General features: G+C 69.7%; 17 protein-coding genes and 2 pseudogenes. 7 read left to right on the forward strand and 12 right to left on the reverse strand.

The features are described from left to right. Nucleotides 1–123: 123 nt before the first annotated feature. The 3 genes and pseudogenes from I6A81_RS24615 to I6A81_RS46315 form a co-directional block, all read left to right on the forward strand. Nucleotides 124–1,008, forward strand: a complete 885-nt coding sequence (locus I6A81_RS24615; RefSeq protein ID WP_203004493.1) for an SDR family NAD(P)-dependent oxidoreductase — start codon at nt 124–126, stop codon at nt 1,006–1,008. Nucleotides 1,009–1,055: 47 nt separating this feature from the next. Next, entirely contained in the window at nt 1,056–1,835 is a 780-nt protein-coding gene (locus I6A81_RS24620) for an SDR family NAD(P)-dependent oxidoreductase (protein ID WP_203004492.1), read from the forward strand. Nucleotides 1,836–2,100: 265 nt separating this feature from the next. Further along, nucleotides 2,101–2,226: pseudogene (locus I6A81_RS46315) on the forward strand (IS5/IS1182 family transposase); the annotation flags it as partial. Nucleotides 2,227–2,246: 20 nt separating this feature from the next. Here I6A81_RS46315 and I6A81_RS24625 read toward each other — a convergent pair. Further along, the gene (locus tag I6A81_RS24625; protein ID WP_203004491.1) at nt 2,247–3,440 is read right to left on the reverse strand and encodes a DUF2867 domain-containing protein; all 1,194 of its coding nucleotides are present in this window, start codon (nt 3,438–3,440) and stop codon (nt 2,247–2,249) included. Between the two features lie 121 nt (nt 3,441–3,561). Here I6A81_RS24625 and I6A81_RS24630 point away from each other — a divergent pair, with 121 nt between their 5' ends. Together I6A81_RS24630 and I6A81_RS24635 are read left to right on the forward strand one after the other, a co-directional pair. Continuing rightward, the gene (locus tag I6A81_RS24630) at nt 3,562–4,110 is read left to right on the forward strand and encodes a TetR/AcrR family transcriptional regulator (RefSeq protein ID WP_203004490.1); all 549 of its coding nucleotides are present in this window, start codon (nt 3,562–3,564) and stop codon (nt 4,108–4,110) included. Nucleotides 4,111–5,116: 1,006 nt separating this feature from the next. After that, nucleotides 5,117–5,260: a hypothetical protein gene (locus I6A81_RS24635; protein WP_203004489.1), complete on the forward strand. Its 144-nt coding sequence runs from the start codon at nt 5,117–5,119 to the stop codon at nt 5,258–5,260. Nucleotides 5,261–5,319: 59 nt separating this feature from the next. Here I6A81_RS24635 and fxsT read toward each other — a convergent pair whose 3' ends face one another. Further along, complete coding sequence (fxsT, locus tag I6A81_RS24640; RefSeq protein ID WP_203004488.1) at nt 5,320–7,644, reverse strand: FxSxx-COOH system tetratricopeptide repeat protein; 2,325 nt, start codon at nt 7,642–7,644, stop codon at nt 5,320–5,322. A 475-nt stretch (nt 7,645–8,119) separates the two neighbouring features. Here fxsT and I6A81_RS24645 point away from each other — a divergent pair. After that, nucleotides 8,120–8,713: pseudogene (locus tag I6A81_RS24645) on the forward strand (cytochrome P450); the annotation flags it as partial. Between the two features lie 140 nt (nt 8,714–8,853). On the opposite strand, the gene I6A81_RS45745 reads toward I6A81_RS24645, so the two are convergent. From I6A81_RS45745 to I6A81_RS24680, 7 genes are all read right to left on the reverse strand, one after another. Further along, a complete protein-coding gene (locus I6A81_RS45745; protein WP_203004485.1) occupies nt 8,854–10,659 on the reverse strand; it encodes a diguanylate cyclase domain-containing protein in 1,806 nt (601 codons plus the stop codon). A 173-nt stretch (nt 10,660–10,832) separates the two neighbouring features. After that, on the reverse strand, nt 10,833–12,011 hold the full coding sequence (locus I6A81_RS24655) for an acyl-CoA dehydrogenase family protein (protein WP_203004484.1): 1,179 nt from the start codon (nt 12,009–12,011) through the stop codon (nt 10,833–10,835). A gap of 59 nt (nt 12,012–12,070) precedes the next feature. Next, a complete protein-coding gene (locus tag I6A81_RS24660) occupies nt 12,071–13,591 on the reverse strand; it encodes an aldehyde dehydrogenase family protein (RefSeq protein ID WP_203004483.1) in 1,521 nt (506 codons plus the stop codon). Nucleotides 13,592–13,654: 63 nt separating this feature from the next. Continuing rightward, nucleotides 13,655–14,155: a flavin reductase family protein gene (locus I6A81_RS24665; RefSeq protein ID WP_203004482.1), complete on the reverse strand. Its 501-nt coding sequence runs from the start codon at nt 14,153–14,155 to the stop codon at nt 13,655–13,657. A gap of 163 nt (nt 14,156–14,318) precedes the next feature. Next, nucleotides 14,319–15,914, reverse strand: a complete 1,596-nt coding sequence (locus I6A81_RS24670) for an AMP-binding protein (protein WP_203004481.1) — start codon at nt 15,912–15,914, stop codon at nt 14,319–14,321. Between the two features lie 156 nt (nt 15,915–16,070). Continuing rightward, nucleotides 16,071–16,568, reverse strand: coding sequence for a ketosteroid isomerase-related protein (locus tag I6A81_RS24675; RefSeq protein WP_203004480.1), 498 nt, complete (start codon nt 16,566–16,568; stop codon nt 16,071–16,073). A gap of 65 nt (nt 16,569–16,633) precedes the next feature. Next, nucleotides 16,634–17,134 carry a ketosteroid isomerase-related protein gene (locus I6A81_RS24680; protein WP_307874883.1) on the reverse strand — a complete coding sequence of 167 codons (501 nt, stop codon included), beginning with the start codon at nt 17,132–17,134 and terminating at the stop codon, nt 16,634–16,636. Nucleotides 17,135–17,570: 436 nt separating this feature from the next. On the opposite strand from I6A81_RS24680, the gene I6A81_RS24685 reads away from it, so the two are divergent. Continuing rightward, on the forward strand, nt 17,571–18,767 hold the full coding sequence (locus I6A81_RS24685) for an acyl-CoA dehydrogenase family protein (RefSeq protein WP_238429576.1): 1,197 nt from the start codon (nt 17,571–17,573) through the stop codon (nt 18,765–18,767). A gap of 51 nt (nt 18,768–18,818) precedes the next feature. On the opposite strand, the gene I6A81_RS45065 is transcribed toward I6A81_RS24685, so the two are convergent. The 3 genes from I6A81_RS45065 to I6A81_RS24700 form a co-directional block, all read right to left on the reverse strand. Beyond that, the gene (locus I6A81_RS45065; protein ID WP_203010316.1) at nt 18,819–20,144 is read right to left on the reverse strand and encodes a LuxR C-terminal-related transcriptional regulator; all 1,326 of its coding nucleotides are present in this window, start codon (nt 20,142–20,144) and stop codon (nt 18,819–18,821) included. Continuing rightward, entirely contained in the window at nt 20,141–21,244 is a 1,104-nt protein-coding gene (locus tag I6A81_RS24695) for a helix-turn-helix transcriptional regulator (RefSeq protein ID WP_307874884.1), read from the reverse strand. Before I6A81_RS24695 ends, I6A81_RS45065 begins: the two co-directional genes overlap by 4 nt. A gap of 106 nt (nt 21,245–21,350) precedes the next feature. Continuing rightward, the gene (locus I6A81_RS24700) at nt 21,351–22,595 is read right to left on the reverse strand and encodes a TetR/AcrR family transcriptional regulator (RefSeq protein WP_203004476.1); all 1,245 of its coding nucleotides are present in this window, start codon (nt 22,593–22,595) and stop codon (nt 21,351–21,353) included. Nucleotides 22,596–22,607 lie beyond the last annotated feature (12 nt).

The raw sequence follows: 22,607 nt of genomic DNA on the forward strand, positions 1-22,607 counted from the left end.
CTCACCGTCCAACTCCACAAGATCATTCTAATGGAAGATCGAAGGATGTAAAGGAAACAGAATCACGAGACACTAGGCCCCGGCCGAAGACACGCCACATGCTAAATGTAGGGAGTTGCCATCTTGGGAAATTTGTGTCACGGACGCGTCGCGATCGTCACTGGCGCCAGTCGCGGCATCGGAAAGGCGACGGCGATCCGCCTAGCCGCCGAGGGCGCGGCGGTTGCGATCACCGCGCGCTCCCTCGATGCCAAACGGTTTGGCAGCTCGCTTCGGCGCACCGCTCAATATATCGAGGCCGCCGGCGGCAACGTCCTCCCCGTCGAAATCAACCTCGAAGAGCCGATCCCAGGCAGGGACTGGCTCATCGACCGGGTAGAGGCCGAACTCGGCCCAGTCGACATCCTGGTCAACAACGCGGCGATCGGCGGCTTCAAACGCTTTACGACCTGGACCGACGACGAGCTGCGGGCGATGCAGGAGGTCAACGTGTGGGCGCCGTGGCAACTGGCCCGTAGAGCGCTCCAAGGAATGGCAACGCGAGGTAGAGGGTCGATAGTCAACGTAACGTCCGTCTCCGCCCGTATCCCCAAAGGTCCACCGTTTTCGGCGGGTGCCGTCGTCTACCGAGGTTCGGCGTACGGTTCCACCAAGGCGATGCTCGACCGATGGACCGTCAGCGCGGCGGCCGAGTACGAAGAAGCTGGGGTGGCCCTCAACGCCATCGCGCCCGCGGGGGCCGTGGCGACCGAAGCCGTGCTCATGTCGATAGAAGCCGGCCAGATACCCGCGAAGGCCTGCGAGCCGCTCGAGACGATGGCCGAGGCGATCCTCACCCTCGCGACCGCCGAGCCGTCGAGCGGCCTGACCGGACGGGTGATGACAAGTCTCGAGCTGTTGGCGGAGTTGGGGCGGCCGGTCTGGGACCTTTCCGGGGCCGCGCTCGTCGATGGCTGGCAGCAGGCCGATCTCATCCGGCTGCTTGCCGACGTAAGGAGGACCCGATAATGGATACGTCATCACACGATCGGGAGCTGAGTGCTCTCACGGGCCACGTGGCGTTGATCACCGGTGGTCGCCGCGGCATCGGACGAGCGATCATGAGTCGCCTCGCGACCCATGGAGCGGCAGTGGTGTTCACCTGCGTCGACACCTCCGAGGACTTCGTCAGCGAAACACTCGAGATCTTGAAGCAGGCTGGCACCGCTCATGGCCTGATCGAGGCTGATCTCGCAGATGGGACGTCAAGATCTGATCTCGTTGATCGAGCGTCTTCTCTCTTCGGCCCTCCAGATATCCTCGTGAACAACGCGGCGCTCGGTGACGTCTATCAGGCGCCTCCGAGCAGCGTCACGCTGGACCAGCGGCGGACGATGTTCGAGGTGAACCTGCACGCGCCCGTCGATCTGATCCAGCAGGCTCTTCCGACGATGAAGGACAAAGGCTGGGGCAGAATCCTCAACCTGTTGAGCGACAGCATCCACCAACAGCCGGTTCCGTACCTTGCCCCGGCAGGGACGGTCCACGGGCTGACGGCATACGGCGCCTCGAAGGCCGCCCTCGAACGCTTTACCCTCGGTCTCGCCGCCGAACTACACGGAACCGGCGTCCATATCAACGGGCTCTACCCGCACAAGGTCGCCGTCACGGAGAGCCAGTCCACTCGGGCACTCGCCGGGCTGCGTGCTCAACCACAGGCGGCGGAGAGTTTGGAGACCATGGCCGAGGCCGCATACCAACTCATCGCGGGCTCGTTCACCGGGCTGTCCACCAGCAGTCGAGCGTTGCTCCACAGCCTGCAACAGCCAGTCCGTGGCCTCACGGAAGAACAGTAGTAGGGGACGCCACCACAGTACCCGATCTATGACGCGGCTCGCCGCCTGATCGTTGGCGACGGCGAGCCGCCCAAGGTGACGACCCGTACGGTGAATAGCTTGAAAGAGGCCCGGGTGCGTTCGGGTGCACCGGCAGCCCGGCAGAGCAGACTACATTTACTGGGACGCGGGCCCGCCTGGAGCTGATTCCTGGTTGAGCTGAGTCTGCCGGCGGTTAGAGGGTGTCTCACGTGGCTCATATGGATCTTGGTCCATGATCTGAGGGGTGGATGACCGCCTTGCCCTGCGACTCGTACCAGATGAGCTCTGGGAGTTGGCGGCGCCGTTGCTGCCCTCCTTCACACCGCGGCGTCAGGGTGGCGGGACGGCCCCGGTGTCGGACCGGGCGGTGTTGTTCTTACGGACCCGTTCTCACTGGTCCTGTGTGACTCGGGTGACCGCCTGCTCGAGGAGAAGGCGCATGAGGGGGGTATGCATACCCTCGACCTGGGCCCACTGCTGTCGTGCGGCGTCTGTCGTGAGGTGGACGAAGCTGGCGAACAGCAGGCCGTCCGGCTGGCGCCTGACGAGCAGTTCGGCGTGCAGGCCGACAGGGGCGTCCGCGCCGAGGAGCACGGCGTCGGGGGTGCCGCGGCGCAGCCGCCAGCCGAGCACGTGCCCGTCGGACGGGGTCGGGCCGAGTTCAAGGCCGATCGAGGACCATCCCTCGAGGAGGGCCTGTCGGGTGTCGGCAGGGGCGTCTTCCAGGACCGCTCGGGCCCACTGCTCCCCCGTGAGGTCGGGAGCGCGGGCGACATCCACCAGCAGGGCGTTCTCGTAGTCGACATGTGGACTCGCGCTGAGCATCCGGGCGTCCGCCGGCACCGGGATCTCGCGTGCCAGGACTGCGGGCCCACCGATCTCGGGCCCGAGATCGCCTGCCACGGAACCGCGGGGTTCGGTCGTCGGAACCCGTCGCCGATGTATAGGGAGCATCTCGTCGGCCATGCGCCGCCGGTCAGGGGCGGGGTCTTCGGGGGCGGGGCGGCCGGCGGGCATCTGCCACCGTCGCGCGATGCCGGCGAGCATCGTCGGGTACACGATCCGGTGGCGCAGCGGTGCGATCGCGGTCATGTAGGCGCGTCCGAGCCTGCCGTTCGGCTTCACGAGAACGGCCAGCTGTCCGTGGTAGCCGCCGGCGTCGTCCGGGACCCAGCCGACGTGCAGGACGGCGTGCGCGGTCCGGTTGGCGATCTCCGCGGCCCACTCGTCCTCCAGCAGATACAGCGGGCGAAACGGGAGCGTCGCGAAGCCCGGTCCCGGCGGAGCGTCGGCCAGATCCCGGGGCATCCGATCGCGCAACGTCGCGACCCGCGCGCCGAGCCCGGCGGCGTCGTCGTCCCATCCGAGACGAGCCCCGATCCGCCAGCGAAGATCCCAGAGCACCCGGGCGGGAGCCGGCCAGCTCGACGACGGATCGCCCGACGCGATCTGCGTGGCCAGCCGCGCCAGATCGTCCCGGCCGCCCGGTGTCGGCAGCGCCCAGACGTCCTCCAGCCGAAAATCGCTGGTCAGCTCGTGGATTCGCCACGACCGGGAGGTGTACACAGTGCTCGGAAGCCTCATCCGAACCACCCATCCATACAGTTGTGTATGGATGGACGGTAGGCGCGCGCCGCGAGCCGAGTCAACGTCTCACCGCCCGCGACGATCGCCCCGGGGCCGGTGAACAGGACAAGGAGCGACGATGGCGCCCCCGACGCGCACCCCACGCGGCACGTGGATCGAAGCCGGGCTACGGGCCCTCGCCGCGGGCGGACCGGACGCCGTTCGCGTCGAGCCGCTGGCCACAGCGCTCGGGGTGACCCGCGGCGGCTTCTACTGGCACTTCAAAGACCGCCAAGCCCTGCTCGACGAACTGCTCGACGCCTGGGAACGGATGAGCACCGACGAGGTCATCGAACGCGTCGAAAACGAGGGCGGCAACCCCCGCGACAAGGTACGCAAGGCTGGCGCGCTCACCTTCTCCGAAACCCTGCTACCGATCGACCTCGCCGTCCGCGACTGGGCCCGACGCGACCCGGCGGTCGCCGAACGGCTACGACGCGTCGACAACCGACGCATGGACTACGCACGCCAACTGTTCAGCGCCTTCTGCCCCGACCCCAACGACGTCGAGGCCCGCAGCATGCTCGCCTTCTCCCTCGCCGTCGGCAGACACTTCCTCGCCGCCGACCACGGCACCCTTACCCGCGCCCAGGTCCTCGACCTCGCCGTGCGACGACTGCTCACCTGAAAAGCGGAAGGTCGGCGGTTCGACCCCGCCCCTGCCCACCACCTCTGACCAGCGGTTTTACTTCGCGGAAGAGGTCTTTTAGCTCCTTTCGTAGATCGTTATGTAGCAACGGGTGTAGCAACGGGTGTAGCAACGGCGACCGCGTCCGGTCGGCGGACGGTCGCCCGCGCACCCCCGCTGACCTGCACAGACGCTTCCGGCAGACCGTCCGCTTCGGGACAGCACGGTCAAGCCCGGCTCTCGCCCGCCGCGGTGCCACGCCGACCGCGTCCGACGCTGCACAAATGCCCTGGTCAAGCGCCCGCCACGAGCCCCAGACCAGGCGCCTCCCCACCTGAACAGACCGCTGAAGCCGCAGGACCTGCAACGTCCGCACTCGCTGTCCAGCGCGCCGCATCACTCCCCGGGGGTCGTGGGCGGTTGCTACACCGGTAGCTACAAGATGAGCCGGAGAACCTGGCGGAGCGCGCTGGCGTAGCCGTCTGACCTGCCCTGACGTCCGCAGTGGAGCGGCTGACCGTCCGTTACAGCGGCGGACGCTCTGACGAGGTGATGGAATTCGTCCCCGATGTCGTTACCCGACGGTCACCGGTGTGATCGCCCGTTTCGCCCGATCATCGAGGCGTTTCTCCATCGCGAGGTCTTTGCCTCCGCTTGTTTGCTCGGCGGCGGGTCCTCGGTGACGACCACCCCGACACCATCGGCGCTAAGAAGGCGCTAGCCGATGCGGTCCTCTGCGTTCTCCGTCGTCGTCGGCCGTAGCGTCTCGGTGCTGCTCGCCCGCGCGGTGGTCTTCGGCCCGCGCCCGCCGTCCGCTCGATGCCCCTTTTGACTCGGTCGTGCCGGCGGTCAAGATTCCATGGACGTGGTGCGGTGCGCGGGCCGCCGCGTCGAGGTTGCTGGCCGCTTGCCGAGTGTGCGGGTGGGTGTCGCCGAACACGCGCCGTGCCCTGGCGAGGGTTTCCTCGGCGAGCCGGCGGGCCTGTAGCGTGATCGACCGCCTCGGATGTTGTCGATCGAGCGTTCGCTGGATACCGCCCCTGGGCAGGAGCCGCTTGACGACCGGGTGGACGACGACTTCTTGACCCTGAATCAAGATCAAAAGGTTCTTGCCGTGGTGCGGCAGGCCCGCTATGCCGCAATGAGCTAGGACTTTCTGCGGCTCTTTCGTATCTACGAGATTTTCGGCAGGCCCACGCCCCCTGCTCGTCAGAGGATCACACCCCGTACTCCAGGTCGGTGCGCGCTGCTTGGATCTTCGAAGTACTTCCGGCTCTGCCGGGAGTTTGGGTGATCGGGGCCGAGGGTGGTTTCGTGGACGCGCAACGCTCGTTGATGCAGCGGGCGGGCCTCGTCTGACCGCCCCAGCAGGGCAAGCAGCCGGCCGAGCTGATCGAGATCTGTAGCCACGGCGGGATGGTTGGGGCCGAAGGCGACCTCGTCAATGCGCAGCGCTCGCCGGTGGAATGGCAACGCCTCGGTACCTCGGCCGAGAGCAGTGAGCACTCGGCCTATGTGGTTGAGATCTATGGCGACGGTAGGGTGGCCGGTTCCACGGATGGCCTCATCGATCAGAAGCGCCCTTTGATGCAGTGGAAGGGCCTCGTCTGGGCGCCCCATATCCGCGAGCGCGCGGCCCGCGTGGTTGAGGTCTGTCGCAACGGCGGGATCGTTGAGTCCGAGCGTGGCCTCGTGGATGCGGAGCGCCCGCTGGTGCAGGGGCAGCGCCTCGGCGGCACGGCCCAGTGCGGCAAGCGCCCAGCCCAGACTATTGAGGTCCTCGGCGACATCCGGGTGATCGGGGCCGAGCGTGGACTCGTGGCTGCGCAGTGCCCGTTGCAGTACGGGCAGGGCATCGTCAGATCGGCCCAGATCCGCCAGAACCCAGCCTACGTTCATGAGCTCGGCGGCTACCGCCGGTGCATCGGCGTCGAGCGCAGCCTCATAGAGGTGTAGTGCGCGCTCGTGTAAGGCCAGACCTTCCAGGTGGCGGCCTTGTCGTCTCACATAGGTAGCCGCATCGCTTAGCAGGCTGGCGGTGACGGTGGTCGCGGCGGCATCCGGCGTGATGTGTGTCGTCGCCGCAAGGACGCAGGACAGGAGTTCCTGCCACCGTGGCCAGGTTTCCGGGGTGTCCCATACGTCACCAGGAAGGTCGGCGCGGAGAAGGGTGAGTGCCGTATCCAATGCGTTGCCCATCGACGCGGGGTCGCTGTTGCCGCGCTGCCGCGTAACATCTTGGACGAGTCGATGCAAGACAACGGCGTTGCCGGTACGCCGAGCGAGGGAATATTCGACCAGGGTACCGACGGCATCGTTGAAAACGATCGGGTCCGCGCTGCTCGACGCCAAGGGCTCAGGGAGCTTGTCGTGATGTCTGGTAAATAGATTGAGAGGAATGAGCTCGGGCCCCAGCCATGCGCACAGTTCCAGGAGCTGGACCGCGGCGGGCACGGTGGACTGGAGGCGGTCGATGGAAACCGACCAGACCGTGGCGACGGTGGTGGGATGGCCGACAGCATGGCCGCGGCTGTGCAAGTCGGCACCGCGCTCATCGAGGAGCTGGAGATACTCCCGCGGTGGCATACCGGTCTGGTCGAGGTAGGCGGCGGCTTGATCCACCGCGAGGGCGAGATCTCCGAGCCTGGCAGCCAATGGCGCGGCCTGTTCATTGCTCAGCGCGGGGGCGCGTCTGCGCAGCAGCGCTACCGACTCCGAGCGTTTCAGCGTATCCAATTCCAGTACCGTGCCCAGGGCCCTGAAGCCGCTGCGCCGAGTCGTGATCAGCACATGCCCCGGCCCGCCCGGAAGAAGGGTACTGATTTCATCCGCGTTCTCCGCGTTGTCGAAGATCAGCAGCCAGCGATCCCGGCCGCGGAGCGCTCGGTGGACCATGCCCAGCACCACGGCGGGGTCGGTCGACTCCGGCAGGCCGAGTTCTTTGGCGAGACGGTTGAACTGACTGGCGGACAGTGCCGCCTGCTCGGCGTTGAACCACCATGCGAGGTCGTAGTCGCCCGCGTTCCGGTGGGCGAACTCGATTGCGATCTGGGTCTTGCCGATCCCCCCCATCCCACGTAGGGCGTGTACGGTCACCGCCCGATTTTCGGCCAGCGACGACCGTAGCTGGCGGAGCTCCTTCGACCGGCCGGTGAAGTTTGGATTGCGCGTCGGAACGTTCCATATCTCGGGCAGCGAACCAGGAACGCGTGACGACGGGCGGGCAGCCGGCCTCGAAACCAGAAAACCGCCATCGACGGTAGCGGGACCGGTCGTCCCATCTCGAAAGATCTGGTTCTCAGGAAATGCCTCAGCGGCCGCCGCTATAATTCGGGACCTACCATCGCCGAGCGCGCCGGACCGAATATGATGAGCCACTTCGCGCCAGTATTCCAAGGGCGTCTGGCCGCCAACCCAGCCCGGTTGCCTCGATCGGCCGAAGCCCGCGCGCTCCAGGATCTGAACCGCGTTCAGGTACGTCGGGAAAGCGTTGGCGAGCGCCTCGATCTCGCTGTGCGTCAGCTCGTCGTCCACGATCCCCCGTCCAGGATCGATAGTCGCTGGAGCTGAGCATACCGCAGGTGCTGGGCGGATCCCCGAATCTGACGGAAATCTTGGCGGACTCCGTGGAACAGACCGAAGGTAAACTGTGGGCCGCGGGCGAGCCCGAACCGTGCCCAGGCGAAGCTGAGCATGCGCATGAGCCCGACCGCGAGGCCGAGCGCGAGCCCGACCGAAAGACATGCTGGCGGTACTGGCGTCGTCGGCAATGGGTTCGACCGCCTGTTGGGCTCCAGAATCCCGATTCGGGCGGTGACCTGCACGTTTGTGCGCCGGCGGGCCGGCGTCGGGCAGGCTGCCTGGTCATGGTGTGGTCCCTGCTCCACGGCCTGACACGCAGCGTTCTCGGCTTGGTGCTGCTTCGAGTACGCGGGGATACCACGAAGGAGGTCGAGATCCTCGTCCTGCGTCACCGGGTAGCGGTGTTGCAACGGCAGGTGCAGCGCCCGAGGCTGGAAATGATGTCCCGTCCAGGATGGCCGCGCATCAGGCCCGCCTGACCGACGAGGAGATCGTGGTGGATCTGGCCGTCGTCATGTCGGCCGGCCAACTTCCTGCAGCCTACTGGATCAGCAACACCCTGCGACTCATGCTTGTCGACGGCAGGTTCTCGCTGACGCTGTCAGGCGGCCGGCGCAGCATCGGCCACGCCCTCGACGAGGTGGTCTGGCAGGACCCACCCATCCAGAACTTCCCAGCGCGCTGGGCGGCGCGGGCCACCGAGTTGGGAGGCCAACGGATCGCACTCGGAGACATGCTGCTTCTCGGGCTCGCCGGGGCGAACACGGACCCGGCGGTGTGCAGCGCCCTAGCCCTGGACGCGACCGGAAACCGGGCTCACATGTCCTTCAGCCACGGCGAGCACCGCTGCCCGGACCCAGCCCAGGAGATCGCCGAGGTGGTGGCGAGGACCGCGGTCGAAGTACTGCTCGACCGCCTGCCCGACGTGACGCTCGCCGTGGACGCCGACTCCCTTCGATGGACGCCATCACCCTGGCTGCGGGGCCTGGCGACCCTGCCGGTGATATTCACTCCCGCCTGACGATCGTCGGCACGGGCAGGACGCGCCCTTGTGGCCGGATGCACGACCGCCGTCGTTGACCGGCCGGCGTTGCCTCCGCGGCGGCGCCGCACCAGCGCCCTGGGCACGGCCGCACCAGTTCCTTGGGCACGAGCAAACAGCTACCCGGATTCTTTGCGGCCGTTCTCCAGACCCATCCACGGCTGATAGACGACGCACTGCCCGCCACCGGCCCTTTTGGCTTTGTACATCGCGATATCTGAAGCGTTCAGCAGTCGATCCGGGTTGGTAAGCCCCGCGCCGGAGATCGCGACTCCCGCGCTTATGGTCACCGCGTGGGCAACGCCGTCGACCGCGATCGCCTGTCCGAGGCGGACGATGACCCGGTGCGCCAGCCGTTCCATCTCGTCGCAGTCGCCGACGCCGGAGCAGACGACGGCGAACTCGTCCCCGCCCAGCCGACCGACGAGGTCGTGAGGCCGGACAGCACCCGGGAGGCGTTCGGCAATGGCGCGCAGGACGTCGTCGCCGGCTGTGTGGCCGTAGGCGTCATTGATCGCTTTGAAGCCGTCGAGATCGAGGAACATCACCGCGACGCGCCGGTCCTTGTCGTGCAGGGCACCGAGGACCCGGTCGAGGTGGCCGAGCAGCGCGGCCCGGTTGGCCAGCCCGGTCAGATCGTCGTGCAGGGACCTGTGCCGCAACTGGCGCTCCGCCGCCAGCCGGGCCGCGGCAGAGCCCAGAACATCGGCGATGGCCCGGACATGCTGTTCGTCGTCTTCACCGTAGGTAGGCTCCCCGGCGGAGTCAGGCCGCTGTACGACGATGACCCGTTCCGGCTGGGAGCCTCGCCCCACACCCACGAGGAGCGTCTGCCAGCCCAGAAGGACGGACGGGTATCGGATGTCGCCGGCCGCGGGGACATTGCCCGTCCCGCTCAGATGGGCGGCCATGCGCGAGGTCCATGCGACGGGTGGGTCCAGCCCTGGGCCGGACGCTGTGTGGGCCGCTGGGGTCTCGGCGCCGACATCCCACAGGGACACATGTGCGCGCAGCGAAGCGGCCAGCGTCCGTGCCGCCAGGCGCCATAGGGTGGCTGAGTCGGCGATCTCAAGAGCCTGGTGGGCGAACCGGGCGACATCGGCCTGTCGGGCCCGTGCCCGCTCCCGGGCAGTGACATCGACACCAACCCCGACCACGCGGGTGACCTCGCCCCGCGGGTCGGCCAGCGGCGCCAAGGTGACATCGATCTGGCCGCCAAAGGCGTCGGTGATGAGGGCGACGCCGCAGCCGGACACCGCTGTCCGCAGGAGTTCGATGATCTCTGCTTCGTTGGCGAAGGTGTCGAACACAGAGGAGACCGCCGCCTCTGCCAGCCCGGCGACAGCTGCCGGCGCCTCCCCACCACCGCCGATCAGGACCCGCCCGTCACGGTCCATCAGCGCGAAGCTGACCGGGCTGTGGGCAAGAAGCAACTGCAACTGCTGGCGCAGCAGATCGCCGTCAACGCCGTCCTGGAGAACGTAGGCCACGGACGCGGACGTTCCGGTGCATGTCGGTCGCCGCCCGTCGCGAGCCGAGGTGACGGTGCCGGATGCGACGTCGGATGCGACGTCGGATTCCTCGCCGGTATCGAATGCGCGTCCGAGCGGAAGCCTAGTCATCACCACCGGCACGCTGGAGCCGTCGGGCCGCCGGATCACCATGGCATGCCGGTCCGCCGTCGGCTCGTTCCGCTCCTCTGCCGCCAGCTGCACCAGGCTCCACGACGCGAGCTGATCCCGCGGGATCAGCTCGTCCCACTCGTCCACGGACAGATGGGACATCAGCGGGGTGCCGAGCAGGTCATGGCGGCGCCGCCCGAACGCGGCGACCGCGCGGTCGTTGAGATAGGAGATCCGATCGCCCGGCGGCGAGACGGCGACGACGGCGACCGGCAGGTCGTCGACCAGCCTGCGCCACCGCACCGCTCCTCCCCCCGATCGGCCGGCTCTCCTTCCCCGAGACCTACCCAAGGCATGGAGAGGGCTATCGCGTCACCGAGGAATCTGTCCGTTTCCGACGTACCAGACAGCCTTGAGCCGGACCTTCGCCGTGTGCCCCACTGCCGCCGCCCTCATCAGTACTGCCGCCGTCCTCGTCAGTACGACCGAGGGAGGCCGAGGCTGTGCTGGGCCACGTAGTTGAGGATCATCTCCCGGCTGACGGGCGCGATCCGCAGCAGCCGGGCCAGCCCCCACAGCGGCACCAGGCCGAACTCGGTGGCCATGCCGTTGCCGCCATGGGTCTGGATCGCCTGGTTGACCGCGCCGACCGCCGCCTCGGCGGCGGCGTACTTGGCCATGTTGGACGCCTCGGCGGCCGGAACGCCGTTGTCGTGCTGCCACGCGGCCTTCTGGGTCATCAGCCCGGCCAGCTCGACCTCGATCCGCGCGACCGCGAGGGGGTGCGACACGCCCTGGTGCGCGCCGATCGGGGTGTCCCAGACCCGCCGTGCCGTGGCGTACTCCGCCGCCCGGCGCAGCGCGTTGCGGCCGATGCCGACGCACAGGGCCGCGCCGGTGACGCGCTCCGGGTTGAGCCCGTGGAAGACCTGGCGGAAACCGTCGCCCTCCTCGCCGACGAGCGCGTCGGCGGGCACCCGCACCCCGTCGAAGAACAGGGTGAACTGCTTCTCCGGCAGCCCCGCCGACACCGGCAGCGGATGCGCGACGAGCCCCGGGGCGTCCGTGGGAACGAGGAACAGCGACAGCCGGGTCCGGTCGGGGATGGCCCCGTCCGCTGGCCGGCGGTCCCCGTCCCGGTCGGTGCGGGCCACGACGAGGACGGCGGCGGCCTCGTCAAAACCGGATATGTAGTACTTCTGCCCGGTGATGATCCAGTCCGACCCGTCGCGCGTGGCACGGGTGGTCAACCGATGGGTGTTCGAGCCGGCATCCGGTTCCGTGATCGCGAAGACGATCTTGTGGCTGCCGGCGGCGAGCCCCGGCAGCCATCGGCGCCGCTGCTGGTCGTCACCGAACCGGGAGATCACCTCGCCCGAGATCGCGGCCGACACGAGCAGCAACAGCAGTGGGCACCCGGCCGCCGCGGCCTCCTCACACACCGCCGCGAGCTCGACGATCCCCCCGCCCCCGCCGCCGTACGCCTCGGGCACGTTGACGCCGAGGAATCCGGACTCCGCGAGGGCTGCCCACGCCTCGTCGGTTGGTGTGCCAGCCGACGCCCGCCGCGTGTAGTACGTGCCGCCGTACGGCTTCATGATGGCCGCCACCGCCTCGCGCAGCGCGCGCAGCTCGGCGCCCTCGCCGAAATCCATGTCTTCTCCAGTGACCCTGTTCTCGTGCGTTCGTCGTTCTCGCGTTCGCCGGGGTGCCGTCACGCGGCGCCGGTCGGCGGGGTGCCGAGCACGAGGGCGAACGCGGCCCGGTTCTCCAGCCCGCCGGACCGGTCCAGGGAGATGAACTTGGCCTCGGTGTAGGCGTCGAGCGCGTCCGGGCCGCCCTCGCGGCCGAGCCCGCTCTGCTTGAAACCACCGAACGGGTACGCGGGGTTGATCACATGCCAGTCGTTGACGTAGACCATCCCGGCCTCGAGCTGGCGGGCGACGTCGAGCGCGCGCTCCTCGTCGCGGCCCCAGACCCCGGCCGACAGCCCGTAGTCGGTGTCGTTCGCGATCGCCACGGCCTGCGCCACCGAGTCGTAGGGCAGCACGGTCAGCACCGGGCCGAAGACCTCCTCGCGCGCGATGCGGGCCTGGTTGGAGACGCCGGTGACCAGGGTCGGCTCGACCCAGTAGCCGTCCGCGAACCCCGGGCCGCTCGGCACCCCGCCACCGAACGCGATCGTCGCGCCGTCCGCCCGCGCCGAGTCCAGGTAGCCCAGGATGCGGTCGCGGTGCCGCTCGCTGATGACCGGGCCGACGTCGGTGGCCGGGTCGAGCGGGTCGCCGAGCCGCAGCGTGCCCGCCCGTGCCACCAGGCGTCGCACGAGGTCGTCGTGCAACTCGTGGGGCACGAGCAGCCGGGTCCCGGCCTCGCAGGCCTGGCCGTTGTTGGCCAGCGCCGCGAACAGCGCGCCGTCGACCGCGAGATCGAGGTCGGCGTCGTCCAGGATGATGTTCGGCCCCTTGCCGCCGAGTTCGAGGGTCACCCGTTTCACGGTGTCCGCGGACGCGGCGAGGATGGACTTGCCGACCTCGGTCGACCCGGTGAAGGCCACCTTGCGCACGTCCGGATGCCGGCACAGGTGCGCGCCGACCGGGTCGCCCTCGCCGGTGACGACGTTGAGCACGCCCGGCGGCAGCCCGGCCGCCTCGAACTCGCGCGCCAGCTCGAGCGCGAGCAGCGGGGCGTGCTCGTCCGGCTTGAGCACGACCGTGTTGCCGGCGGCGAGCGCCGGGGCGACCTTCCAGACGATGACCAGCAGCGGGATGTTCCACGGCACGATCGCCCCGACCACACCCAGCGGCTCGCGGCGCAGCACGCCCTCGGCCGGGATCGGGCCGATCGCCGGGCCGGGACGTTCGAACGGGTAGGTCTTCGCCAGGTCGGCCAGGTAGCGGAGCTGGCCGATCGACAGGCCGAGGTGCAGCGCGCCGGTGACCCGGATGGTCGCGCCGTTCTCCCGGGTCTGCAGGGCGGCCAGTTCGGGTGCGCGGGCCTCGAGGCGGGCCGCGACGGCGTGCAGCAGCGCCGCCCGCTTCTCCGGCGGCGTACGCCGCCACTCACCGGCCTCGTGCGCGGCCTTCGCGGCGGCCACGGCGCGGTCGATGTCGTCCGTGCCCGCCATCGCGACGGTGGCCACCAACTCGTCGGACGCGGGACTACGGATCTCGCGTCGCCGCGGCGAGTCGACCCATTCTCCGGCGACGTGGAAACGGTAGTGCGGTGTGGACATGATGTCCCCTTTCTGGTGCGCCCATGCCTTCTGCGGAATGGGCGGCTCACGCCGGGCGGCCGGTCAGTCGACCGCGCGCAGCCGCCGGTAACGGCCGCGGTAGTAGAGCAACGGGTCCGGTTCGGCCCGCGCCCGCAGGATCTCGACGTGGCAGGTGACGATGTGGTGGTCACCGCCGTCGTAGACCTGGGCGACCCTGGCACCCAGGTGCGCGGCGGCGTCCTGGAGCGCCGGTGCGCCGTTGGGCAACGGGGACCAGCCGACGCCGGAGAACTTGTCGGCGCCGCTGCGCGCGAAGCCGTTGCTGATCTCGTCCTGGCCCTCGCTCAGGATGTTGATGCAGATCGCCTCGGCCGCCGCCACCGCCGGCCACGAGGTGGACGTCCTCGACGGGCAGAACAGCACCATCGGCGGAACGAGGGACAGCGACGTGAACGACTGACAGGTAAGACCGACCGGCCGGCCGTCGACCTGCGCCGTGACGACCACGACTCCGCTCGCGAAACGCGACACGACGTCACGGAAACGAGCCTCGTCCACAGGATGGCGAGAATCTGTCGTCATGCCCATCTTCCGCTTCCGCTCTTTTCTGTGGTCCGTCATCACATGGATCGGCGGCGATCGGACCGGCGCGTCCGGCCGAATCGGCGGAATCTGTCGGACCGCCGTGTCGCGCTGACCGGGTGGTGACCGCTGGCGGCCGTTGCCGGCGTCGCCACCGCGGTCGTCAGCCGATCTGGCGGGCGTGACCCGCCCAGAACGGGGCGCGTAGCGACTTCTTGTCGACCTTGCCGGCCGGGTTCACCGGCAGGGTGTCGACGACCTCGATGGTCTTCGGCGCGGGCACGCCGCCAAGAGCGCGCCTGACATGGTCGATCAGCTCCGCCGTCTCGGCGTGCCGGCCGCCGCGCGGCACCACCACCGCGTGCACCGCCTCACCCCACTTCGGGTGGGGGATCCCGATGACCGCCGCCTGGGCGACCGCGGGGTGGGTCTGCAGCACGTCCTCGACCTGCCGGGGGAAGACGTTGAAACCGCCGCTGACGATCATGTCCTTCTTGCGGTCGACCAGGTAGAGGAAACCGTCCGCGTCGAGGTAGCCGATGTCACCGGTGTGCACCCAGCCATCCCGCAGCGCCTCGGCGTCGCGCGAGGCGTCGAGGTAGCCGAGCATCTGACCGAGCTGACGGGAACAGATCTCCCCGGTCTCGCCGACCGGCAGCGGTTCGTCCGCCTCGTTCTGGATGCTCACCCGCACGAAGGGCAGTGGGCGGCCGGCGGAAGCCAGCCGGGTGGCGCCCGCGCCGTCGCCGAGCCGGTGGTCCTCCTTGCGCAGACAGGAGACGTAGCCCGGCTCGGTGCCGGCGTAGGTCTGGACGAAGATCGGTCCGAACACGTCCAGCGCCTCACGGAGCCGTTCCGGCGAGATCGGCGCACCGGCGTAGATCATCGTCCGCAGCGACGACAGGTCGAACGCGGCGCGGCGGGGATGGTCCAGCAGCAGGTAGACGACGGTCGGTACGACGGCCGTGGCGGTGACCTTCTCGCGTTCGACGGTCGCCAGCAGCGGGTCGACGTCGAGCCCGGGGAGCATCACGTTCGTCCCGCCGCGCAGGAAGGTCGGCATGACGAAGATCTGCGTGTAGTGGGTGAGCGGCGCGCCGTGCGCGAAGATCTCGCCAGGGCGGATGTCACCGATCTCCAGGCCGGCGGTGATGCTGTAGTGCGCCCAGGTGAAGTGGGAGTTGACGACTCCCTTGGGCTCGCCGGTGCTCCCGGAGGTGAACAGCACGTAGGCCTCGTCGTGCTCGTCGAGCGCCACCGCCGGGGCACAGTCGCCGGGCTGCGCGCCGAAGATGTCCAGGTAGTCGGCGGTGCCGGCGACCGGGGTGCCAGCCGGGTCGGCGCCGGCACCCGGGGCCTGGAGACGGATCACGTGCTTGACCGCGGTCGGCGCGTCCTCGCCGCCGAGCAGATCGGCGACGACCTGGTCGAACTGGGCGTGATAGATCAGCGTGGTCGCCCCGGTCTGGCGCAGGTTCGCGCGGTGCACCGCGGCGCTGGCGCGAGCCGGCATCTGCACGAGGACGGCACCCGCCTTCCAGATGCCGTGCTGGGTCGGGATGAACTCGGCGACGTTCGGCAGGAGCAGGCCGACCCGCTCGCCCTTGCCAACACCGAGTGCCACCAGGCCGCCCGCGACCTGGTTCGCCTGCCGCCACATCTGCCGGTAGGTCAGTCGCCGGTCGCCGTCGATGATCGCTGTCAAGTCCGCGTGGTGTAAGCAGGCTCGGTCGAACACTTCGGGCAGAGTGCCCCACATCGTCGTTCCCCTTCGTCTGGGCGGGTGTCCTGGTCGGCCTGCCACCCCGGGACCGTGCCGGCGCGCCGGCAGGCCCGACGGGTCCGGCTCGCGGTGAGCGTCCGGTCCGTGCTGGCTCCTGCCGGTCCGCGCCGGCCGGGCGGCCGTGTCCGTCGGTCAGCCCAGAAGGCTGGGGTCGAAGTCGGCCTCCCAGTAGTGCGGCGTGAGCACCGGCAGGCCGAGCTGCTGCAGCACCGGGACGTCGTTCCAGTTGGTCAGCTCCCGGTCGATGCGCCCGTCGGCGTCGAACTGGTGCCAGGTCTGGCCACGTGTGCGCAGCGTCTGGCCGCCGGTCGGGATCCCGCGGAACCGGGCGAGGCCCTCGCCCGTCCAGCGCCACAGGATCGTCACGGCGAACGCGCCGGCGGCCCCGGTGGTCTCGATCGCCTCGAGGACGTCCAGGCGGTGGATTCCCAGGCCGTTTGCCCGGTCGGTGTTGGCGAACGGCGCCAGCCGCTCGCGTAGTTCGCCGACGTCCGTCGCGGTGTCGTACACATGGTCGACGGCGCGGCGGTCGTCATACAGGACGTCGGTGGCATACAGCGAGAGGGCCGCCTCGGTGTCACTGGTGATCGCCTTCGCCCAGCGCTCGGCGTGGTCTGTTCCTCGGCTCATCGGTGTGCTGCTCCCTGGTCGGATCTGGTCGACGGGCGGCGCGGAGGTCGCGTCACGGCCGGCGTTCACGCGGCCCGTGGGCCCGGGTGGCCCGCGGGCGCCACGGAAGCACCGTCGCGGTGTTCAGCTGGCGATCGCGGGGGTCGCCCCGCGACACCGCCGTGGACCGACAGCGCAAGGCCGATCGCGGCGAGCGGGGCGACCGCGTCCCAGTAGGTCGACTCGCGCCTGATGCGGCCGTCCTCGTCGTAGATGTGGAAGGTCTGACCAGAGGTGCTGAAGGGCTTTCCGCCCGTCGGGACGCCGAGGAAGGCCGCGGCGCCGTCGGGCTCCCAGGACCAGCGGATGATGCCGCTGTGAGAGTCGCCGATGTACTCGTCGATGCGGAAGCGGTTGATGCCGATCCCGTTTGCCCGGTCGGTGTTCGCGTACGGGGCGAAGACCCGGTGCAGCTCTGCTTTGTCGGTGATCGACTGGTCTAAGATCAGGTCTTCGAACAGGAAGTCGTCGGCGTAGAGAGCGCAGACCTTCTCCGCGCTCTCGCGGAACGCCTTCAACCAGTTCACGGCGAATCGGTACGAGGACATGCGGGTGCCCTTCCTGCTGTTTGGTGAAATGCCGCGGCGCGCCGCCGGCCCTGTCCCGCACCGTAGATCGGTCACACCGCGGGCGCGTCACCCCCCGGGGTCAAAGACACCTCCCCTTGGGGTGAAACGCGGGGCGGCGTCCCGCCGCGGGGCGGACCTCGCCGGGGGCCACCTCCCCGACGACCTGGACGTTTCGTCCGCGACAGTCGTGCCGGACGGGACGTCGGGGCCGGGCCACCCTGTGTGCCGTGCCGGCCGTGGCTGACTCGCGCCCGCGCACGTCACTCTGTCGAAGGGCGGAAGCTCTCCCGAGGGGAGATTCCGCTCCCGTTCGCCTCGCATACGTTCTGCCCCCAGGCCGACGCGGACCAGGCGACGAGGAGTGATCCGACGAATGGGAAAGCACGATGTTGAGTTGACCGCGGACGAGAGGGCCGAGGTGTTACAGGCCGCTCGGTCCCTGGCGAAGGAGTTCGCCGAGGTCGGGCCGGGGGCCGACGCGGAGAACCGGTTCCCGGTGGAACTCGTCGCGCGGTACAAGGACAGCGGGCTCGTGCCGCTCGCGGTGCCGAAGAAGTACGGAGGCACGGGCGCCGACATCTGGACGACCACGCTCGTCTCCCGCGAGCTCGCGAAGGGCGACCCGGCCATCGCGCTCGCCTTCAACATGCACCAGACGATGGTCGGCATCTTCCGCAACCTGCTCGACGAGCCGACCCGGGAAAGGGTCTTCGGACAGGTCGTCAACGAGCGGCAGATCATCTGCGGGCCGTTCAGCGAGGACCGGGCCGGGCTGACCGGACTCGCGGACACGATCGCGGTGCCCGACGGGAACGGCGGCTGGCGCGTCTCGGGCAGGAAGACGTGGGCCACCCTGTGCCTGGGGGCCGACATCGTCGCGTTCAACGCGACGATTACCGAGCCCGACGGAGCACTTCCGGGGGACTTCCAGGACCACGCCTCGCGCGAGGCGGTGTTCGTCCTGCCCATGGACAGCCCGGGAATCAGCGTCGTCGAGACCTGGGACACGATGGGAATGCGCGCGACGGGCACGCACACCGTCGTCTTCGACGACGCGCCCGCGCCGGCCGACTCCTACGGGGGAAACTTCCGCCAGGGGCTTTTCGGCGAGTTCGAATGGGCGTCGATGAGCTTCGCGGGAGTCTACTGTGGGCTGGCCGAGAAGGCCTACCTCGAAACCCGCGAGATTCTCAAGAAGAAGACGCTTGGCGCGACCATGGAGGGCTCCGACGTCGCGCTCAAGGGCATCGGCTACGTGCAGCAGGGGCTCGGCCGGATGTGCCTGGAGACCGAGGCCGCCATCCGCACGCTCGAGGCGACCGCCCGTATCCTCGTCGACGGGCGGGACGCCGAGTGGAACCCGATCGCACGGACCGCGTTTCTCGACGTCGCCAAGGTCACCACGACCGAGACCGCGATCCGGGTCACCGACACGGCGCTGCGCCTGGTGGGCGGCTCCTCCTTCCGCCGTGGCCACGTTCTCGAGCGCCTCTACCGGGACGCGCGTGGCGGACCCTTCCACCCCATGACCACGGAGCAGGCATACGACCTGCTGGGCCGTAGCGAGCTGGGCCTGCTGGGCGCGCCGTAGCTGGAAGAGAACGCCTCCAGGGGCGAACGTCCTTCCTCGTCCGAGGTCCGTTCACCCCGGCGGCTGACGAGCGTCCCGCCGCTCGGACGGCCGCGGCCGCGCCAGGCCGGCCGCGGACGTCCAGGCGTACCCTTTCCCGGCCGCGGCGGGCGGTTGGCTCGTGCCGAGGCAGGCGGCGATCGCCTGCGAGCGGTTCGCGACGCCGAGCTTGCGCAGAATGTGCTTCACATGCGACTTCACCGTCTCCTCGGTAATGATGAGGGTTTCGGCGATCGCGCTGTTCTTCGCGCCGGCGACCATCAGCTCGAAGACCTCCGCCTCGCGGACGGTCAGCTCCTCGAGCGCCCGCGGCCCGGGCACCGCGGCCCCAGGGAAGAGGGCATGCCGCGCCATCGCGCCGACGGACGCCTCGGGCAGGATGTCGATCCCCGCGTCACAGATCTCGTCCATCGAGTGCGCTGTCACCGACAGGATGCCGCGTACCAGGTCCCGGTGAGCTCGCAGGCGTTCCATCAGCGCGAGCCGTTCGAAGACGTGGCCGAAACTCGCGGCGAACGACCAGAGCACCTCGCGGTCGAAGTCGTCCACGCGCCTCGGCGAGGGAAAGTGGTCGGCGTGCAGCAGGCCGACCACCTCGTTGCCGCGCAGGACGGGGGCCACCACGTAGGAGGTGGATCGTCCCGACTCGATGATGATGGGCCGGTGGACCGCCGCGCGCTCGGTGTCCTGGACCAGGGCGGGGCCGTGCCCGGTGAGCGTCAGGGTCTCCGGCGCCTGCGCGGCGAACGGAATGGGCTGGTCGACCCACCCCGCGAACCACGATTCGAACTCGTAGCCGTCGCTGAAGTGGGCGGTCCAAGGCCTCCAGGTGTCGTTTTCCACCCGGGAGAGCACCGCGCGCCCGAACCCGCCTCTGCCCACCAGCTCCTGGCACGCGTGGGCGAAAAGGTCCGTCGAACTCGACAGGTCACGGAGCCGGCGCAGCCCGGCCGCGCAGTCGGCCAGCCGTCGGGCCCGGCTCTCCACCTCATGGTCGCAGAGCTCGACGCCAAGCTCGTAGAGGTCGACCACCAGCTCGCACAGCCGGCAGGCGCCAGCCGCGTCGGGGTCGCCGTAGCCGCGCAGCCGGTCCACGCACGCCTCGGCGAGTGCCATGACCATGGTCCAGGCCGCGGTCGGGTCCCACGCCCCAGACGCGGGAGTGGCCCGCGCTCGCGCGCCGTCGGCCGCGGGTGGCTCGCCGAGCGCGTCGTGGACCGCCGCGCGCGCGGCGGCGACTCGGGCGGCGAGGGCACCTTCTCGCTGCCGCCAGCCGCGTTCCCCGGCGGCGGCCGGGAACAGGGTACGGGTGCCACGCCGGCTGGACGGGGCCGTCATAACGACCGGGCCTGGCCGCGGACGAGACCAAGGTAGCGCGCGATCGCCTCGGCCCGGTTGGTCGCGTGCAGCTTGCGCAGGATGTGCTTCACGTGGGATTTCACCGTCGTCTCCGACACCGTCAGGCGATTCGCGATCTCGGCGTTCGTCGCGCCGCTCGCCAGCAGGCGCAGGACGTCGCGTTCGCGGGGGGTGAGACTGTCGAGAGGCCGCGGCAGCGCCGCCGTGGTGCCCAGCGTCGCCGGACGTGCCGCGGCGCCCACGCCGCCGGCCTGCTCCGTGGCGCGTTCCAGCCGCAGGGGCGAGGTCGTCAGCCCGGCGCTGGTGGTATTGAAGGCCGAGAACGCCGCGGTGACCTGGTCCTGCTGCAGCGCCAGCCGCTCCAGGGCGGTCGCGCGCTCGATGATCAGCCCGAGGCCGTCAGCGAAGGTCTGGACCAGGTCACGATCAGCCGTGGTGAGCAGCCGCTCGCTCGGGTAACGGTCGGCATGGAGGTATCCCAGCACGGTGCCGGCGGCCTGCACCGCGGCCACCACGTACTCGCGGGTGGCCGACACCTCCATTAGCGGTCGGTACAGCCGCGGTTGGTCCCGTGCCTCGAGCACCAGAGCGGGCGCCCGGCGGCGCAGCAGCTCGGCCTCCGGCATCGCCGAGGTCAGCGGGATGACGCGGGAGCGCAGGAACTCGTCCAACGCGATGTTGACCGGGTCGTCCACGCCGCGTTCGACATGCAGCGCGATGGGCAGCCAGGTCGAGCCCCGGACACCGGAGACCAGGGCGCGGTCGAAGCCGGCGGCGACGCACAGCGCCCGCGGAGCCGCGGCCAGCACCTCGGCGACGGATCCGACGCCACGCAGGGCCGCGAGCTCATCGCGGATGCGTGCCTGCACGGCGGCCTGCGCGCGGAGCAGATGGTCGCGCAGCTCCGCGACCGCGGCACCCAGGTCGGCCAGCAGATCGGGGTTCGTCCGTTCGGCTGGTGACGGTGCCGGAGTACCAGCACTGGTCTCGACGGTGTCCGTTGAGGCCCGCAGTGTCGCCATCAGCCGTTGGCGACGCTGGGTGAACACGTCCACGTTCGCTGTCGGCTCCGGCGTCACGCCCCCGCCTTCCGCTCACATCCCAGTGCCGCCAGCGGCCCTCCCAGTCGGCCGCGATGTGTCGCGAAATTTACTTTTGCGACCCTAGTGATCCAGATCACTCGAGTCAAGGCGTTGGCGCCGAGACGTCGAGCGCGTGAAGGCAGGCGGTGTGCAGCACAGCCGCCAGTTCCGGCACGGCGCGCAGGCGGGGGGTCCTGGCGACGTCGTTCACCATCGTGAGCACCGCGTGCACCCGGTAGAGCGCGTCAGGCCGGTCCAGTCCCGGCCGCGCCGCCCGCAGCAGGCGCAGCCATTCCGCGACGTAGGTCCGCGTCGTGGCGTGGACCCGACGGCGGTACTCCTCGGGCAGGCTGTGCATCTCGGTGACGAGCACGCCGACCAGGTCCGGATGTGACATCGCGAAGTCGATGTAGGTGCCGGCCGCGTGGGCGAGCCCGGCCTCGGGGGTGCTCGCGGAGTCCAGCGAGCTCGACATGGCCAGCAGCATCGCCGAGCTCGCCCGGACGACGATGGTGACGAGCAGGTCGGCCTTGGTGGCGAAGTGCCGGTACACCGCCGCGCTGCTCACGCCCACGGCGGCTCCGATCTCCTCGGTCGTGACGCCCTGGTACCCGCGTTCCCCGAACAGCCGCGCCGCCGCCACCACCAGTGCCTCCCGGCGGGTCCCGCGCGGCAGGCCGGGCGCGGCACCCTCGGCCGGGGCCAGCGGACGGACGACCGGGCGGCGCGTCCCGGGCGCGGCCTCACCGGCGGGCACCCGCGCGGTCGGCACCGGCGTACGGCAGACCGCGAGCGCCAGGCGGGTCAGCAGCGAAGCGGCCGCCTCCTCGGAAGGCAGCGAGACATCGTGATAGGAGGGACTCGTCAGGACTCCGAGCGTGCACCAGGCCAGAACCTCGGCGTGGCGGCGCCCGAGCTCTGGCCGGTCCGCGTTGACCGCGTCGACGAGACGAGCGTGGAAGTGGAAGAAGCGCTCCCTCATCGGCGTGCGCAGCGTCTCGCTCAGATAGCGGCTCTCCCGGGTCCAGAGCACTCCCAGCTCGCGACGCTGGGCCGAGATCGCGGCCAGGTCGGCGACCACGTCGCCGAGGTCGGCGCCGCCGCGGCCCGCGACGACGGCCGCCCGGTCGAAGCTGTCCGACAGTGCTCGCGCGAGGAGTTCCTCCTTGCTGCGGAAGTGCCTGTACAGGGCACCGGCGGTGATCCCGACCCGACCGGCGATCTCCTCGGTACCCACGTTGGGATAGCCGGACTGGTAGAACAGCGCGCTCGCGGCCAGCAGGATCTGGGTTCTGCGGTCGCGCGGACGCGGCGTGCGGGTGATCGTCCCGCGGCCGTCGGTCACCATCCCGAGCCCCTC

Origin of the sequence: Frankia nepalensis (assembly GCF_016786325.1) — a bacterium.
Classification (GTDB): Bacteria; Actinomycetota; Actinomycetes; order Frankiales; family Frankiaceae; genus Pseudofrankia; species Pseudofrankia nepalensis.

What these genes read in the sequence shown, in the direction of transcription:
- I6A81_RS24670 (WP_203004481.1), bottom strand. Translation starts at nt 15,914, where the DNA reads ATGTGGGGCACTCTGCCCGAAGTGTTCGACCGAGCCTGCTTACACCAC.
- I6A81_RS24630 (WP_203004490.1), top strand. Translation starts at nt 3,562, where the DNA reads ATGGCGCCCCCGACGCGCACCCCACGCGGCACGTGGATCGAAGCCGGG.
- I6A81_RS24655 (WP_203004484.1), bottom strand. Translation starts at nt 12,011, where the DNA reads ATGGATTTCGGCGAGGGCGCCGAGCTGCGCGCGCTGCGCGAGGCGGTG.
- I6A81_RS45065 (WP_203010316.1), bottom strand. Translation starts at nt 20,144, where the DNA reads ATGACGGCCCCGTCCAGCCGGCGTGGCACCCGTACCCTGTTCCCGGCC.
- I6A81_RS24660 (WP_203004483.1), bottom strand. Translation starts at nt 13,591, where the DNA reads ATGTCCACACCGCACTACCGTTTCCACGTCGCCGGAGAATGGGTCGAC.
- I6A81_RS24635 (WP_203004489.1), top strand. Translation starts at nt 5,117, where the DNA reads ATGTTGTCGATCGAGCGTTCGCTGGATACCGCCCCTGGGCAGGAGCCG.
- I6A81_RS24665 (WP_203004482.1), bottom strand. Translation starts at nt 14,155, where the DNA reads ATGACGACAGATTCTCGCCATCCTGTGGACGAGGCTCGTTTCCGTGAC.
- I6A81_RS24700 (WP_203004476.1), bottom strand. Translation starts at nt 22,595, where the DNA reads ATGGTGACCGACGGCCGCGGGACGATCACCCGCACGCCGCGTCCGCGC.
- I6A81_RS24625 (WP_203004491.1), bottom strand. Translation starts at nt 3,440, where the DNA reads ATGAGGCTTCCGAGCACTGTGTACACCTCCCGGTCGTGGCGAATCCAC.
- I6A81_RS24675 (WP_203004480.1), bottom strand. Translation starts at nt 16,568, where the DNA reads ATGAGCCGAGGAACAGACCACGCCGAGCGCTGGGCGAAGGCGATCACC.